A 16,483-nucleotide genomic window follows, 5' to 3' on the forward strand; every position below is an offset into this window, starting at 1 on the left:
ATGGAGCCATGGGATTCCATGTCGACTCCGAGACCGGGCGGCTGCGCCGCGTCATCCTGCACCGCCCCGATCTGGAGCTGAAGCGCCTCACCCCCGGCAACAAGGACACGCTGCTCTTCGACGACGTGCTCTGGGTGCGCCGCGCCCAGGAGGAGCACGACGCGTTCGCCGCCGTCCTGCGTGACCGGGGCGTCCAGGTCCATCTCTTCGGAGATCTCCTCGGCGACTGCCTCGACCTGCCCGAGGCCCGCGGCCTCGTGCTGGACCGGGTCTTCGACGAGAAGGAGTACGGTCCGCTCGCCACCGGCCATCTCCGGGAGATATTCGACGGGCTGCCGACGGCCGACCTGGTGGAGGCGCTGGTCGGCGGGGTGACGAAGCGGGAGTTCCTGGAGCGGCACGAGGAGCCGACCTCGGTCCGGTTCCATGTGATGGCGCTGGACGACTTCCTGCTCGACCCGCTGCCCAACCACCTCTTCACACGCGACACCTCGGCCTGGATCTACGACGGCGTCTCCATCAACGCGATGCGCTGGCCGGCCCGGCAGCGGGAGACCGTGCACTTCGAGGCGATCTACCGGCACCATCCGCTCTTCGCGGCGCCGTCGGCCGGAGCCTTCCACCACTGGTCGGAGGGGCAGGACGACTACCCCTCCACCATCGAGGGCGGCGATGTGCTGGTGATCGGCGCGGGCGCCGTGCTGATCGGGATGAGTGAGCGCACCACCCCGCAGGCGGTCGAGATGCTGGCCCGTGGGCTCTTCGCGGCCGGTTCCGCCACCACGATCGTGGCGCTCGACATGCCCAAGCGGCGGGCGTTCATGCACCTCGACACCGTGATGACGATGGTCGACGGGGAGACCTTCACCCAGTACGCGGGGCTCGGCATGCTCCGCTCGTACACCATCGAACCGGGCGGTGACGGTACGGAGCTGAAGGTCACCGACCATCCGCCGGAGCACATGCACCGGGCGATCGCGGCGGCGCTGGGGCTACCGGAGATCCGGGTTCTGGCCGCGACCCAGGACGTGCACTCGGCGGCCCGGGAGCAGTGGGACGACGGCTGCAACGTGCTGGCCGTCGAGCCCGGCGTCGTCGTGGCGTACGAACGCAACATCACCACCAACACCCATTTGCGCGAGCAGGGCATCGAGGTGATCGAGATCCCCGGCAGCGAGCTGGGCCGGGGCCGGGGCGGTCCCCGCTGTATGAGCTGCCCCGTCGAGCGGGACGCGGTGTAGTGGAGCGGGACCGTCTCCACCGCCCGTTCAGGGCCCGCGGCCCGTACAGCGACCTGTATAGCAATACGGCTCATCGTATAGAGTTCCAGTCTCCGGAATGTCCGGCAGGGGCGTTCCGGCGTCCCCTGCCGTTGTCCACCCCGCATACGACACCCACGACTCGCGCCCAGGAGCAGCCACCATGGCCATACACCTCGAAGGCCGCCACTTCCTCAAGGAGCTGGACTTCACGGCGGAGGAGTTCCGCGGCCTGATCGAACTGGCCGCCGAGCTGAAGGCCGCGAAGAAGGCGGGCACCGAGGTGCGGCGGCTCCGCGGCCGGAACATCGCGCTGATCTTCGAGAAGTCCTCGACGCGTACGCGCTGCTCCTTCGAGGTGGCGGCGGCCGACCAGGGCGCGTCGACCACCTACATCGACCCGGCGGGCTCGCACATCGGCTCCAAGGAGTCCGCGAAGGACACGGCCCGGGTCCTCGGCCGCATGTTCGACGGCATCGAGTTCCGCGGGTCGGAGCAGGCGACGGTCGAGGAGCTGGCCGCGTACGCGGGCGTCCCCGTCTTCAACGGTCTGACGGACGACTGGCACCCCACGCAGATGCTCGCCGACGTGCTCACGATGACCGAGCACAGCGCCAAGCCGCTGCCGGAGATCGCCTTCGCCTATCTGGGCGATGCCCGGTTCAACATGGGCAACTCGTATCTCGTCACCGGCGCGCTCCTCGGTATGGACGTACGGATCGTCGCACCGCGGGCCTACTGGCCCGCGGACGAGATCCTGACCCTGGCCCGTGAGGCCGCCGAGGCCAGTGGCGCGCGGCTCACCCTCACGGAGAACATCGCGGAGGGCGTGGCCGGCGCGGACTTCGTGGTCACGGACGTCTGGGTCTCGATGGGCGAGGCCAAGGAGGTCTGGGACGAGCGGATCGCGGCGCTCGGTCCGTACGCCGTGACGATGGATGTGCTGCGCGCGACCGGCAACCCGAACGTGAAGTTCCTGCACTGCCTCCCGGCCTTCCATGACCTGGGGACGGCGGTCGGCCGCGAGATCCACGCGCGGCACGGACTGACCGAGCTGGAGGTCACCGACGAGGTCTTCGAGTCGCCGCACTCGGTGGTCTTCGACGAGGCGGAGAACCGGATGCACACGATCAAGGCCGTACTGGTGGCGACGCTGGCCGAGGACGAGGCCTGAGGGCGAGGTCCGAGGACGAGGTCCGAGGGCAGGTTCGCGGCCCGGGCGGCGCGGCCGGCTCGCCGGTCACACGGCGGGCAGGGTGAACCAGACCGCCTTGCCCTGGTCCGTGGCGCGATGGCCGCAGGCCGCGCTGAGCGTACTGATCAGCAGCAGACCGCGGCCGTCCTCCTGCCAGGGGTCCGGCATGGACCCGGGGCGGGTCAGATTGCCCGGCGGGGCCGGGTCGCAGTCGTGCACCTCGACCTGACAGCCGGTCGGCAGCAGCTCCACGACCAGCTCGATGGGCTCGTCGCCGTCGGTGTGCTGGATCGCGTTGGCGACCAGTTCCGCCGTCAGCAGCTCCGCCGTGTCGCTGTGGGTGGGCTCGGCCAGGTGTGCCAGCGCGGAACGGACCAGGGCGCGCGCGAGCGGCACAGCTTCGACGCTGTGCGGCAGCGTGACTCTCCAGGGAGAGGAGCCGGCGGCTTCTGGCATGGGGTCGGTCCGATCGGGTCACGGTGGCGGCCGTGGTGGGGGACGAGGGTATTTGCTATCGCGTTCAACCATACGGAGCGTGAGCAGGTTAACAAGGGGCGCCGGCCTGCCGGACTTGGGGACCTATGTCCTGTGTCGACCGGGACCTTTGGCAGCCTACGTGAGGCATGTCGCGGTCACGTCACAGGTCTATCGCGCACTCGTGACGGCAGTCACGTACGAGTGATACCGTTCAGTGGCGAGGCTGTGACGGGGTCCGTACATCGGTGGTGGCCCGCCACCGCGCGCCCACCGCGCCCGCCGAGGGAGGCCGCTCCATATGAGCCCGTTCTCCGGTTCCGCGCCCCGTACCCAGGAGTGGCGCCACATACGGCTCACGCGCGGTGACTACGGGGTCGCCACCATCACCCTCGCCCGCCCCGCCAAGCTGAACGCGCTGACCTTCGGCGCCTACGCGGATCTGCGCGACCTGCTCGCCGAACTGTCCCGGGAACGTTCCGTACGGGCCCTCGTGCTGGCCGGCGAGGGACGCGGCTTCTGCTCGGGCGGCGATGTCGACGAGATCATCGGTGCGACGCTCGACATGGACACCGCCCGGCTTCTCGACTTCAACCGGATGACCGGGCAGGTGGTCCAGGCGATCCGTATGTGCCCCTTTCCGGTGATCGCCGCCGTGCACGGGGTGGCGGCCGGCGCGGGCGCCGTCCTCGCGCTCGCCGCCGACTTCCGGATCGCGGACCCCACGGCCCGTTTCGCCTTCCTCTTCACCCGGGTCGGCCTCTCCGGCGGTGACATGGGCGCGGCCTATCTGCTGCCCCGCGTCGTCGGCCTCGGCCACGCGACCCGGCTGCTGATGCTTGGCGAACCCGTCCGCGCCCCCGAGGCCGAACGCATCGGTCTGATCAGCGAGTTGACCGACGAGGGGCAGGCCGACGCGCGCGCCGCCGCGCTGGCGGGACGGCTCGCCTCGGGCCCCGCGCTGGCGTACGCGCAGACCAAGGCGCTACTCACCGCCGAACTGGACATGCCGCTCGCGGCGGCTGTCGAACTCGACGCCGCCACCCAGGCGTTACTGATGCACGGCGAGGACTACGCCGAATTCCACGCCGCGTTCACCGAGAAGCGGCCCCCGCGGTGGCAGGGGCGCTGACCAGGGAGGGGAGAGCCGGCCATGGAGGACGGAACGGACCCCGGAAGGCCGCGGCCGACACCGGGAGGGAACAACGGCACACCGAGCGACGGCACACAGGGCGACGGCACACAGAGCGGGGACACACAGAGCGGGGACACACAGAGCGGCGGCACACCGACTGATCGCACACCGAACGACGGCACATGGAGCGGCGGCACACGTGTCGGCGCCCGGAGTGTGGCGCGTGTCGCCGTCATAGGTGGCGGGCCCGGCGGCCTCTACGCGGCGGCCCTCCTCAAACGGCTCGACCCCACCCGCGAGATCACCGTCTGGGAACGGAGCGCCCCCGACGACACCTTCGGCTTCGGCGTCGTCCTCTCCGACGAGACCCTGGGCGGGATCGAGGACGCCGACCCCGTCGTCCACCGGGCGCTCCAGGCCGAGTTCGTCCGCTGGGACGCCATCGACATCGTGCACCGCGGCCGTACGCTCACCTCGCACGGCCACGGCTTCGCCGCGCTCGGCCGGCGACGGCTGCTGGAGATCCTGCACGAACGCTGCGCGTCGCTCGGCGTACGCCTCCTCTTCCGCACGGAGGCACCGCCCGCCGCTCAACTGGCCGCGACCCACGACCTGGTGATCGCCGCGGACGGGGTGCACAGCCGCACCCGCGAGACCCACGCCGATGTCTTCGCCCCCACCGTCACCACCCACCGCTGCCGCTACGTCTGGCTCGCCGCCGACTTCGCCTTCGACGCGTTCCGCTTCGAGACCGCCGAGACCCCGCACGGAGTAATGCAGCTCCACGGATACCCGTACTCCCCGCACCGCAGCACCGTCATCGTCGAGATGCGCGAAGAGGTCTGGCGGGCCGCCGGCTTCGCCGGACTCGACGAGCGGCAGTCCACCGAACGGTGCGGCAAGATCTTCGCCGACGCCCTCGGTGGACGCCCGCTGCGCTCCCACGCCTCCGCCTGGACCGCGTTCCGTACCGTCGTCAACGCCCGTTGGAGCAACGGCCGTACGGTGCTGATCGGCGACGCCGCGCACACCGCCCACTTCTCCATCGGCTCCGGCACCAAGCTCGCCGTCGAGGACGCTCTCGCGCTCGCCGCCGCGGTAGAGGAGCAGCCCGACCTGCCGGCCGCGCTCGCCGCGTACGAGAGCGAACGGCGCCCCGTCGTCGAGTCCACCCAGCGCGCGGCGGCGGCCAGCCTGCGCTGGTTCGAGGAGCTGGCCACCTACACCGGCCAGCCGCCCCACCGGTTCGCCTTCGGGCTGCTCACCCGCAGCCGCCGGGTCACCCATGACAATCTGCGGCTGCGCGACCCCGGCTTCACCCGGGAGGTGGAGCGGGACTTCGGCTGCCCACCCGGCACCCCGCCCATGTTCACCCCCTTCCGGCTGCGCGGACTGACCCTGCGCAACCGGATCGTCGTCTCGCCCATGGACATGTACGCGGCACGCGACGGGATGCCCGGTGACTTCCATCTCGTCCATCTCGGCGCCCGGGCGCTCGGCGGCGCGGGCCTCGTCATGACCGAGATGGTGTGCGTCAGCCCCGTAGGCCGGATCACCCCGGGATGCACCGGGATCTACACCAGGGAACAGGGCGACTGCTGGCGCCGCGTCACCGACTTCGTCCATGAGTCCTCGCCGGGCACCGCCATCGGTATCCAGCTCGGCCACTCGGGCCGCAAGGGCTCCACCCGGCGGATGTGGGAGGGCATGGACGAACCGCTGGCGACGGGCAACTGGCAGGTGTGGGCCGCCTCAGCGCTGCCGTACCGACCCGGTGTCAGCCAGCTCCCCAAGGAGTTGAGCATCCGCCAACTCGACACGGTGCGTGAACAGTTCGCCTCGGCCGCCCGGCGGGCCCGGCGCAGCGGCTTCGACCTGCTCGAACTCCACTGCGCCCACGGCTACTTGCTCTCCGGTTTTCTCTCCCCGCTGACCAACCGGCGGACCGACGCCTACGGTGGCTCGCTGGAGGGCCGGCTGCGGTTCCCTCTCGAAGTCTTCGACGCGATCCGCGCGGACTGGCCCGATCAACTCCCCATGACGGTCCGTATCTCCGCCACCGACTGGGCACCCGGCGGCACCACCGCCGAGGAGGCCGTCGAGATCGCCCGCGCCTTCACCGCGCACGGCGCCGACGCGATCGACGTCTCGACCGGTCAGGTCGTCGCGGACGAACGCCCGGAGTTCGGCCGCTCGTACCAGACCCCGTACGCCGACCTGATCCGTAACACCCTGAACGTCCCGGTGCTTGCGGTCGGCGCGATCTCCTCCTGGGACGACGTCAACTCACTTCTGCTGGCGGGCCGTACGGACCTGTGCGCCCTCGGCCGGCCGCATCTCCACGACCCGCAGTGGACCCTGCACGCGGCGGCCGCCCAGGGGTACGCGGGCCCCGGGGCGCCCTGGCCGGTTCCGTACCTCGCGGGCAGCCGTCCGCCCCCGGCCGGCCGCACCGACACTCCGAGGCCGCGTCTCACCCCGCGCTGACCGGAGGCCGTACGAACGCGAGCCCCGCGTCCCGCAGCCGCGTGTGCAGCCCGGCGAAGACCGCCGCGGAACGCTCTCCCGGCCAGTTCCCCGGCAGCAGTTCGGCCGGCAGGCCCGGGTCCGCGTACGGCAGCCGCCGCCAGGAGTCCAGGGCCAGCAGATAGTCCCGGTAGGCGGCCCGCGGCGCGTCCCCGGCCGCCCCGGCGGCCCGGCCCTCCCAACGGCGCAGCACCGGCTCGTGCACCGCGAGGAATTCGCTGTGCAGTCCGGCGATCGCCGTCAGGTCCCACCAGCGCGCCACGGCCTCCGCCGTCGCCTCGAAACCCTGATGCTGGCCGGTGAACAGGGCGACATACGGGTTGAGTTGGAGCCGTTCGAGAGTATGGCGCGTCTCCTCGTGGAGCCGGCCGGGGGCGATCCAGACGCCCGGCGCGGCCGTCCCGAAGCCGAGCCGGCCCAGCCGGGAGCGGAGCAGATGACGCTTGTGGCGCTCCGCCTCGGGGACGGTGAAGACCGCGAGCACCCAGCCGTCGGCGAGCAGCGGCGCGGGATGGGCGTAGATCCTGCGGTCCCCGTCGTCGAGGAGCTGGCGCGCCTCGCCCGACAGCACATAGCCGGCCGCGCCCGTCGCCGTACGCTCCGGGACCAGCAGCCCGCGCCGCTTGAGCCGGGAGACCGCCGAGCGCGCCGAAGGCGCGTCCACCCCGACGGCGTCCAGGAGCCGGATCAGCTCCGCGACGGGGAGCGGCGCGTCGTCCGGCGCCCGGCCGTACGCGCCGTACAGGGTGATGATCAGGGATCGGGGGGTGTGCTGGTCGGCCACGTGATCACTTTAGGCCAGGGGCCGGCGGCGCGACCGGCCCCGGGGTGCGCAACCGGTAGCGCTGGAGTTTGCCGGTGGCGGTACGGGGGAGCGCGTCCAGGAAGACGAAGACGCGCGGGCACTTGTACGGCACCAGCCTCGCCGTGACGAACTCCCGCAGCGCCGCCGTCGTTTGCTCGTCGCGCGCCGCCCCGTCCCGCAGTACGACATACGCGGCGACGATCTCGCCGCGCAGCTCGTCCGGGCGGCCGACGACCGCCGCCTCCAGCACCTCGGGATGGGCCAGCAGGGCATCCTCGACCTGTGGTCCCGGAATGTTGTAACCCGCCGAGATGATCATGTCGTCGGCGCGGGCGACATAGCGGAAGTAGCCGTCGGCCTCGCGTACATACGTGTCACCGGTCAGATTCCAGCCGTCCCGTACATACTCCGACTGGCGCGGATCGGCGAGATACCGGCACCCCACCGGACCCCGTACGGCCAGCAGCCCCGGCTGCCCGTCCGGCACCGGCGTCCCCGCCCGGTCCACCACACGCGCCTGCCACCCGGGCACCGGCACCCCCGTCGTGCCCGGTCTGATCGCGTCGTCCGCCGCCGAGATGAAGATGTGGAGCAGTTCGGTCGCCCCGATGCCGTTGATGATCCGCAGCCCGGTGCGCCGGTGCCAGGCGTGCCAGGTCGTGGCGGGCAGATTCTCCCCGGCCGAGACACACCGCCGCAGACTGGACACGTCGTACGGCCGCTCCCCGGCACCCCGCACCGTCCCGGCCGCGTCGAGGGCGTCGAGCATCACCCGGTAGGCGGTCGGCGCGGTGAACAGGACCGACACCCGGTGCTCCCCGATCGCCGCCAACAGCGCCTTGGGCTGGGCCTGTTCGAGCAGCAGAGCGCACGCGCCCGCCCGCATGGGGAAGATCACCAGGCCGCCGAGACCGAAGGTGAAACCGAGCGGCGGGCTGCCCGCGAAGAGATCCCCCGACTCGGGGCGCAGCACCTCACGCGAGAAGGTGTCCGCCACCGCCAGAACATCGCGGTGGAAGTGTGTGCACCCCTTGGGGCGCCCCGTCGTCCCCGAGGTGAACGCGATCAGCGCCACATCGTCCGCCGCGGTCTCCACCGCCGTGTACCGCCCCGGCTTGGCGCGCGCCCGCGACAGCAGATCGTCCGGGGCCGCCCCGCCGTACGCCATGATCCGCAGCCCCGGCACCCGCGCCCCGGCCAGGCTGTCCAACGACCGTACGTCACACAGGGCGTGGCGGATCCGGGCGATCTCGCAGATGGCCGCGAGCTCCGGCGCCCGCTGCTGGGCGAGCACCGTCACGGCCACCGCGCCCGCCTTGAGCACCGCGAGCCAGCAGGCCGCCAGCCAGGGGGTGGTCGGACCGCGCAGCAGCACCCGGTTGCCGGGCACCACTCCCAGGTCTTCCTGGAGCACCCGCGCGATCCGGTCGACATGGCCGCGCAGTGTGCCGTACGACCAGACCTCGCCCGCGGCGGTACGGAAGACGGGGCGGTCCGGGCCGAACCGTTCGGCCGTACGGTCCAGCAACTCGACCGCCGCGTTGAGGCGTTCGGGACCGCGCACCCCCTGCGGGAGGGGGAGGAGCCGGGGCCACTGCTCCGCTGGGGGCAGCTGGTCGCGGGGAAAGGTGTCGGTGTGGGCGGACGGTGTCAGCTCCATGGTTCGCCCCCTGCCGGTGTGTGGGGTCGCCCATCGAGCGTATCGTGAACTTGACGACAGTCAACGGCGCGTCATAGGCGTGCTGGAGGTGGGTCCGGATGCCTGTTTTCTCGCTCGATCCGGTACAGACCGCGTGGTGCGCGGAGCTGCGCGCCCTGGCCGGGCGCCGGTTGCGCCCGCTCGCGGAGCGGGGTGAAGCGGGCCGGGTGAACCGGCCCCTTGTGGCGGAACTCGGCCGACTCGGCCTGTTGGAAAAGGTGTTCACCTCCTCGGCGCTGGACCTCTGTCTGCTCAGGGAATCCCTCGCCCAGGGATGCACGGAGGCCGAGACCGCGCTCGCGCTCCAGGGGCTCGGTACGTACCCCGTCGTCCTGGCCGGTACGGAGCGACAGCGCGCCCGTTGGCTGCCGGAGGTGTGCGCGGGGCGCGCGGTCGCCGCGTTCGCGCTGAGCGAGCCGGGCGCGGGCTCGGACGCGGCGGCGCTGGCGCTGCGGGCCGAACCGGACGGCGGGGGCTGGCGGTTGACCGGGGAGAAGCGCTGGATCTCCAACGCGCCCGAGGCGGACTTCTACACGGTCTTCGCCCGGACCGCCCCCGGCCCGGCGGCACCGGCCGACGGCTCGGCCCCGGCGGACCCGGCCCCCGGCCGCGGCCCGGACGGGGCCCCGGGACCCCGCCGGGGGTCCCGGGGCGTGACCGCGTTCCTGGTCCCCGCCGACCGCCCGGGGCTGACCGGATCGCCCATCGACATGCTCTCCCCGCACCCCGTCGGCGCCCTCGCCTTCGACGCCGTCCCCGTGACCCGCGAGGACGTCCTCGGCGAGGTGGGCCGGGGCTTCCGTACCGCGATGACCACCCTGAACCTGTTCCGCCCCAGCGTCGGCGCGTTCGCCGTCGGCATGGCGCAGGCGGCCCTGGATGCCACGCTGGAGCACACCGCCACCCGCACCGCGTTCGGCGGCCCGCTCAAAGACCTCCAGAGCGTCGCGCACCAGGTCGCGGAGATGGCGACCAGGACCGAGGCGGCACGGCTGCTGGTGTACGCGGCGGCCTGCGCGTACGACACCGGCGCCCCGGACGTGCCCGCGCGCTCGGCCATGGCGAAGCTGTACGCCACGGAGACCGCCCAGTACGTCGTCGACGCCGCCGTCCAGCTCCACGGCGCCCGCGCCCTCCAGCGCGGCCATCCGCTGGAACACCTCTACCGGGAGGTCCGCGCGCCAAGGATCTACGAGGGCGCCACCGAGGTCCAGCGCACGATCATCGCCAAGGAGCTGTACGGATGAGCCCGGAACGCCTCAACCCCGCGGGCCTCGCGCCCGCCACCGGCTTCTCGCACGCCGTCGTCGCCACGGGCGGCCGGATCGTCCTGCTGGCCGGCCAGACCGCGCTCGACCCGGACGGGAGGATCGTCGACGCGGACCTGCCCGCGCAGTTCGCCACCGCCCTCGGCAATCTGCTGACCGCGCTCGCGGCGGCGGGCGGCGCGCCGGGCGATCTGGCCCGGGTCACCGTCTACACCACCGATGTCGCGCGGTACCGCGTACACACGCCCGAACTCGGCCGGATCTGGCGCGGACTGGCGGGCCGTGACTACCCGGCGATGGCGGTGATCGGCGTCGTACGCCTGTGGGACGAGCAGGCTCTGGTGGAACTGGACGGCATCGCGGTCCTGCCATGAGGCGCGCCGGCGGCTCCCCGACCGGAAGCCGCCGGCGGCTCCCCGACCGGAACCGTTGCGCGGTCCCGGTCGGGGGGAAGTCACCGGCCGACCCTCACGAGTCGATCGGTGTGGTCTTCGTGCAGTTGGTGAACGGGACCCAGGGACGGCCGCCGCCACTCTGCGGGCCGGTCGCGTACGTCGGGTTCCCGGTGATCTTCTGGTTGCGCTCCTCGTGCGTGATGTCGATGCCGAAGAGTTTGAACCCGAGGGTGAACTGCCCGGCGGAGACGCCGAATCCGATGCCGAGCGAGGCATTCCACCAGTCGGTGTTGGCCTCGTAGTCCAGCCGCGTCAGCTTTCCCTTGTCGTGCAGCAGCCGGTCGATCGGGCCCGCGTCGTCCGTCAGTGGCTCGGCTGCCGAGGTGGGGGAGGGGATGGCCTTGCTGGCCGGGTCGTCACCGCGTCCGCGCAGCCAGTCCTCGACGGCCTGGCTGTCGGCGTCGTTGTCGAGCTTGACCTCGGCCGACTCGGTGTGGATCTGCGACTTGATGGTGCCGCCCCCGCCGCCGACGTCGATCGTCACCGGACCGGCGTTGGCACCGCCGCCGACCTGGACGCCGGGACCGTCGCCGCTCTCCTGGCTGGAGGTGATGACCAGCTTCTCCGGGTGGTGCGGCTGGTCGTCGTCCTCCTCCTGGTCGTAGGCGGCGGCGTCGTACGTGACGGCGATCTGCTGCATCCGGCTGCCCTTGGCCTGCGCGACCGCACCGACCGTACCGTTGAGGGAGAACGTGTAGATGAAGGTGATCTTCCCGGCGTCGGGCCCGGTCTTGGTGCGCATCACCACCACGTCGTTGCTCATCGCCCCGGCCAGCCCGTCGGCGGAGACATTGCCGACCTCCTTGGTGTCCTTGGCCGAACCGATGACACTCTTGCTCTGGGACTCCTTGATGAGTTTCTCCAGCGCCTCCCCCTTGACCTTCGGGTTGTTCTTGGTGACCTCCTTGGCGATGGTGTCCTTGAGGGCCTTGACCCCCTTGTCGTCCTTGGCGAACGACTTGCCGAAACTCACCCCGCCGGACACCTCCGTGGAGGCCTTGGTGATGTCGACATCCGGCGCCTTCTCCGGATCGATGTCCGGCCTCTTCTTCTGGGCGCCGGCATTGCATATCATCCCCAGCTCGGCGGAGCGGGCCCCGGCGGGACGGCTCTGACACTTCTCCGCCGCCTTGAGGAATTCGGCGAACTGCTTGGCGTCCTCCAGGTTCGCCTCCAGGTCGGCCTGCGGATCGTCGCTCTTGTTCCCGTTGAACAGCCACTGTCCGCCGCCGCCACTGCTCTTCATGTAGCTGCCGCTGAGCGAGGCGCTGCCGCCCCAGTCCTTCAGCCCGGGGATCCCCGCCGAGATGCTCGCCGTCACACCGCCCCCGGTCTCGGTGACCCGCTCCAGGGTGACGGTGCCGTCCGACCACTGGCTGACCTTGAGCTGTTCCGAGCTGCTGATCTTGATGAAGAGGATCTGCACCACGACCGTGGTCTTGGTCTGGTCCACGGAGAGCAGGCACTTGGCGGGCTGGAAGGGATCGTCCACGGGGACGATCGGATCGTCGCCCTTACCGTCCCCGCCGCCGTCGTCCTCGCCGTCCCCGTCCTTACCGTCGCCGTTCTTGTCGTCCTTGCCGTCGGAGACATCGGGCCTGGCGCAGGACTCGGCCCCGCCCCACGGGTTCATGGCGCGGCACGCGGCGTACCGCAGCCCCTCGTTCTCCGCCCGGGACACCGCCGCCACCGATATCCCGCCGATGAGCAGGACCACCACACCGAGCAGGGCGAGATACTCGATCCCGGTCTGGCCTGCGCTGTCGCGATAGGGGCGGCGGGCGGCATGTCGCGGACATCCGCCCCGCGTGTGCCCCTCGCGCACCCCTCGGGAGCGCTTCATCCGTACTCCTCACCCGTGCCGTCGCCGTTCCCCCGAGCGCCGGTAGCCTAAAGATGAACCTGGGCCCAACGGCAGGGTCCGAGGGCCCAGTTCAGGGCCCAGGTGCAGACCTATGACGGGGTGGGCATAGGCCCTGAGCAGCCAGGGGAGCGGCCGGGGCGGTGCGTGGGGGGTACCGGGACGGTGTGATCCCGTACGGATCGGCGCGAGGGAAACATTCTCGGATCCGAGCACCCGGTGAATGAACCGGGCGGTGCCAACTCCCGTCTTCCGGGCCGAACCGGGGTTTGACGAGTCTTTACTTCACCTTTGGGGGAGAGTTGCACAGAAGCACACGCAGAGCCGGCGCGGCCATGGTCGCCGCACTGCTCACGGCGGGCCTCACGACGGGCGCGGCCGCGGCGGGCCAGGACACGGCGGGCAACACGGCGGGGGACGCGGCCACCCAGACGTTCGAGGCGAAGGTCCGGCAGGCGCAGGGTGGTTCGTCCGTGGTCACCCTGATCACCGGGGACCGGGTGCATGTGGACGGCAAGGGCCGGGTGACCCGTGTCGAGCCCGCGCAGGGGCGCGAGGGCATACGGACAACCGTCAACCGGGTCGGCGGTGCCACCTACGTCGTACCGTCCGACGCGAGTGCGCTGATCGTCCAGGGCACCCTGGACCGGCGGCTGTTCGACGTCACGGGGCTCATCAGGAACAAGTACGACGACGCGCACCGCTCCACACTGCCGCTGATCGTGTCGTACACGAAGGACAAGGCGCGGGCGAAGTCGGCCATCGCGGCCGCGGACGTCTCGGTCCGCCGTAACCTGCCCGCCGTCAAGGGCGAGGCGGTGACCGCGCCGAAGACCGACTCGGGCGAGGTGTGGCACGCGCTCACGGCCCCCAGTACGTGGCGCGGCGCCGACCGTGCGGCGGCGACCGGTATCGAGCGGGTGTGGCTGGACGGCAAGCGCCGTGCGAGCCTGGACAAGAGCGTCCCGCAGATCGGCGCGCCCACCGCCTGGAAGGCCGGTTACGACGGCAAGGGCGTGAAGATCGCGGTCCTGGACACCGGCGTCGACCAGACGCACCCGGACCTCAAGGGCGTCGAGATAGCGGAGAAGGACTTCTCCGGTTCGGGCAACACCGTCGACCACGTCGGCCATGGCACGCATGTCGCGTCGACCGCCGCCGGGTCCGGTGCCAAGTCCGGCGGGAAGTACAAGGGGGTCGCGCCCGGCGCGAGGATCCTCGACGGCAAGGTGCTCGACGACAGCGGCTTCGGCGACGACTCCGGCATCATCGCCGGCATGCAGTGGGCCGCCGACCAGGGCGCCCAGGTGGCCAACCTCAGCCTCGGCGGCGGCGATACGGCGGAGGTCGACCCGCTGGAGGCGGCCGTCGACCGGCTCTCCGCCGAGAAGAACATCCTGTTCGTCATCGCGGCGGGCAACGACGGGCCCGATGCGGAGACCATCGGCTCGCCCGGCAGCGCGGCCTCCGCGCTCACCGTCGGCGCGGTCGACCGCAAGGACGCGATCGCGGACTTCTCCAGCGTCGGTCCTACGGCCGACGGCTCCCTCAAGCCCGACATCACCGCCCCCGGCGTGGACATCGTCGCCGCGAAGGCCGCCCAGGGCCAGCTCGGCGACCCCGCCGCCGACGGCTATGTGGCGATGTCCGGTACGTCGATGGCGACCCCGCACGTGGCGGGCGCCGCCGCGCTTCTCGCGCAGCAGCACCCGGACTGGAGCGGGCAGCGGATCAAGCAGACGCTGACCGCCTCCGCGAAGCCCGGCAGCGGCCTGACCGCGTTCCAGCAGGGCACCGGCCGCGCCGATGTGGCCAAGGCGATCACCCAGACGGTGGTCAGCGAGCAGACCTCGGTGAACTTCGGCCTCCAGCAGTGGCCGCACACCGACGACAAGGCCGTGACCAAGCAGATCACCTACCGCAACAGCGGCAAGGCGCCGGTCACCCTCGCCCTCTCGGTGGAGAGCGTCGGCCCCAAGGGCAAGCCCGCCCCGGCCGGCTTCTTCACGGCGGACGCCGATCGGGTCACCGTGCCCGCGGGCGGCACCGCGAAGGTCGGTCTCACCACGAACACCCGGATCGGCAGCCTGGACGGCATGTACTCCGGTGCCCTCGTCGCCAAGGCCACCGAGGGCGGCCAGAGCGTCCGTACCTCCTTCGGTGTGAACCGTGAGGTCGAGTCCTACGACCTCACCCTGAAGTTCATCGACACCAAGGGCAAGCCCGCCGTGGCGGCGGCTTCCGTCTACGGCCACGACGGCGTCATCTGGAAGAACGTGCCCGGCAACGGCCCCACCAAGGTCCGGCTGCCGAAGGGCACGTACCTGATCGACGCCCCGGTCGAGACCCCGAAGGCGGGCGGCGGCGACCCGGACGTGGCGCTGATGACACGGCCGACGTACTCCGTCACCAAGAACGGGACGGTGACCTTCGACGCCCGCGAGGCGAAGCCGGTCTCCATCACCGCCCCGGAGTCCGCGAAGATCGGCGGCGCTTCCGTCAACTACGCCCTGAACACCCCTGCCACCAGCGTGGCTTACACCTTCTTCCTGGACTCCTTCAAGGGCATCAGGACCGCTCAGGTCGGCCCGGCACTGCCCGCGCAGCAGTTCGGCGCCCAGATCGGCGGAATCTGGCAGAAGGGCAGCACCAGCTACAATCTGCTCTACGCACGAACCGGTTCGATGTACACCGGCTTCACCCACAAGGCGGCCACGAGCGAACTGGCCCAGCTCAACCTGAAGATCGGCGCCTCCGCCAAGAGCCGCTACGGCGTCGTCAACCCCTTCTGGTCCACCTCGACGTACGGCATCGGCACGGCCGGCGCCCCGATCGCGCTGCCCGGCACGGCGAAGACCTATGTCACCGCGCCCAAGGGCGTCACCTGGGAGTTCTTCGTCACCCAGGAGGGCCGCACGGACGACGGCGGCGAAGCGTACCTCGGCTCCGACCCGGCCAGGACGTACACGCCGAAGAAGACGTACGAGAAGACGTACAACGTCGGTGTGTTCAGTCCCAAGGTGGACGAGTTCAACCTCGCCCAGCGTCTCAACAACGAGATGCAGGTCTGCGTCGACGTGTTCACCGACGGTGCCGGGCACTCCGGGTCCTCGTCGGTGACCAAGCAGCAGACCGTCATCAGCGCCGACGGCAAGAAGCTCGTCGACGTGAAGGGGCCGCTCTGCCAGTACACCGACGCGCTGCCCTCGAAGTCCTCCCGCTACGTGATCAGCACGGACGTCTCGCGTTCCACCAAGGTCGCGGGCGTCACCAGCCGGCTCACCGCCGCCTGGGGGTTCACCTCGAAGAAGCCCGCCGCGGACACGATCGTGACCCTGCCGCTCTCCACCGTCCGCTTCGCCCCGAAGCTGGACCTGGCGAGCACCGCGGCCGCCGGTAAGAAGCTCACCGTCCCGCTGTCGATCCAGGGCCCCGCCGCCGGGAAGGGCTTCAAGTCGCTCTCCGTGCAGGTCTCCTACGACGGCGGCGCCACGTGGACCAAGGCGCCGGTCACCACCGCGAAGGACGGCAGGAAGAGCCTGTCGCTGAGCCACCCGAAGAAGGCCACCTCGGTCTCCTTCAAGGCGAAGCTGACGGACAGGAACGGCAACACGTACGACGCCACCGTCCTGAAGGCCTACCTCCTCAAGTAGGCCCGCAGGTAGGGAAAACACGCAAGGGAAAGCACGCAAGGGAAGCACGCGTCGAGCCGCGCCCGGGGAACGTCCACCGTTCCCCGGGCGCGGCCCGTTCCCGCCCCGATGACCCGGGCCCCGTGACCCCCGGCTGAGTACGCGTACTCAACT

Annotated in this window: 11 protein-coding genes; 7 read left to right on the forward strand and 4 right to left on the reverse strand. The window is 71.1% G+C overall.

What is annotated here, in order from left to right; genetic code table 11:
* Positions 1 to 8 precede the first annotated feature (8 nt).
* Together ACIQ7D_RS21450 and argF are read left to right on the forward strand one after the other, a co-directional pair.
* Positions 9 to 1,241: an arginine deiminase gene (locus ACIQ7D_RS21450; RefSeq protein ID WP_403939802.1), complete on the forward strand. Its 1,233-nt coding sequence runs from the start codon at positions 9 to 11 to the stop codon at positions 1,239 to 1,241.
* Between the two features lie 181 nt (positions 1,242 to 1,422).
* The gene (argF, locus tag ACIQ7D_RS21455; RefSeq protein WP_403939804.1) at positions 1,423 to 2,433 is read left to right on the forward strand and encodes an ornithine carbamoyltransferase; all 1,011 of its coding nucleotides are present in this window, start codon (positions 1,423 to 1,425) and stop codon (positions 2,431 to 2,433) included.
* 66 nt (positions 2,434 to 2,499) lie between these two features.
* On the opposite strand, the gene ACIQ7D_RS21460 is transcribed toward argF, so the two are convergent.
* Positions 2,500 to 2,910 carry an ATP-binding protein gene (locus tag ACIQ7D_RS21460; protein ID WP_403939806.1) on the reverse strand — a complete coding sequence of 137 codons (411 nt, stop codon included), beginning with the start codon at positions 2,908 to 2,910 and terminating at the stop codon, positions 2,500 to 2,502.
* 319 nt (positions 2,911 to 3,229) lie between these two features.
* On the opposite strand from ACIQ7D_RS21460, the gene ACIQ7D_RS21465 reads away from it, so the two are divergent.
* Entirely contained in the window at positions 3,230 to 4,060 is an 831-nt protein-coding gene (locus tag ACIQ7D_RS21465; protein WP_403939808.1) for an enoyl-CoA hydratase family protein, read from the forward strand.
* 219 nt (positions 4,061 to 4,279) lie between these two features.
* Entirely contained in the window at positions 4,280 to 6,550 is a 2,271-nt protein-coding gene (locus ACIQ7D_RS21470; protein WP_403939810.1) for a bifunctional salicylyl-CoA 5-hydroxylase/oxidoreductase, read from the forward strand.
* Here ACIQ7D_RS21470 and ACIQ7D_RS21475 read toward each other — a convergent pair.
* Both ACIQ7D_RS21475 and ACIQ7D_RS21480 read right to left on the reverse strand, forming a co-directional pair.
* Positions 6,537 to 7,373 (reverse strand): PaaX family transcriptional regulator C-terminal domain-containing protein, encoded by an 837-nt coding sequence (locus ACIQ7D_RS21475; protein WP_403939811.1) that lies wholly within the window; start codon positions 7,371 to 7,373, stop codon positions 6,537 to 6,539. The two genes, ACIQ7D_RS21470 and ACIQ7D_RS21475, sit on opposite strands and share 14 nt — an antisense overlap.
* Positions 7,374 to 7,377: 4 nt before the next feature.
* Positions 7,378 to 9,054 carry an AMP-binding protein gene (locus tag ACIQ7D_RS21480; RefSeq protein WP_403939813.1) on the reverse strand — a complete coding sequence of 559 codons (1,677 nt, stop codon included), beginning with the start codon at positions 9,052 to 9,054 and terminating at the stop codon, positions 7,378 to 7,380.
* Positions 9,055 to 9,152: 98 nt separating this feature from the next.
* On the opposite strand from ACIQ7D_RS21480, the gene ACIQ7D_RS21485 reads away from it, so the two are divergent.
* Together ACIQ7D_RS21485 and ACIQ7D_RS21490 are read left to right on the forward strand one after the other, a co-directional pair.
* A complete protein-coding gene (locus ACIQ7D_RS21485) occupies positions 9,153 to 10,340 on the forward strand; it encodes an acyl-CoA dehydrogenase family protein (protein WP_403939816.1) in 1,188 nt (395 codons plus the stop codon).
* Positions 10,337 to 10,735, forward strand: coding sequence for a RidA family protein (locus ACIQ7D_RS21490; RefSeq protein ID WP_403939818.1), 399 nt, complete (start codon positions 10,337 to 10,339; stop codon positions 10,733 to 10,735). The genes ACIQ7D_RS21485 and ACIQ7D_RS21490 overlap by 4 nt, the downstream gene beginning before the upstream one ends.
* A 94-nt stretch (positions 10,736 to 10,829) precedes the next feature.
* Here the strand turns inward: ACIQ7D_RS21490 and ACIQ7D_RS21495 are convergent, their stop codons facing one another.
* On the reverse strand, positions 10,830 to 12,659 hold the full coding sequence (locus ACIQ7D_RS21495) for a hypothetical protein (protein WP_403939820.1): 1,830 nt from the start codon (positions 12,657 to 12,659) through the stop codon (positions 10,830 to 10,832).
* Positions 12,660 to 12,979: 320 nt separating this feature from the next.
* On the opposite strand from ACIQ7D_RS21495, the gene ACIQ7D_RS21500 reads away from it, so the two are divergent.
* Positions 12,980 to 16,330 (forward strand): S8 family peptidase, encoded by a 3,351-nt coding sequence (locus ACIQ7D_RS21500; protein ID WP_403939822.1) that lies wholly within the window; start codon positions 12,980 to 12,982, stop codon positions 16,328 to 16,330.
* Positions 16,331 to 16,483: the final 153 nt, after the last annotated feature.

The organism is Streptomyces sp. NPDC096310 (genome assembly GCF_044763125.1).
Lineage (GTDB): Bacteria > Actinomycetota > Actinomycetes > Streptomycetales > Streptomycetaceae > Streptomyces.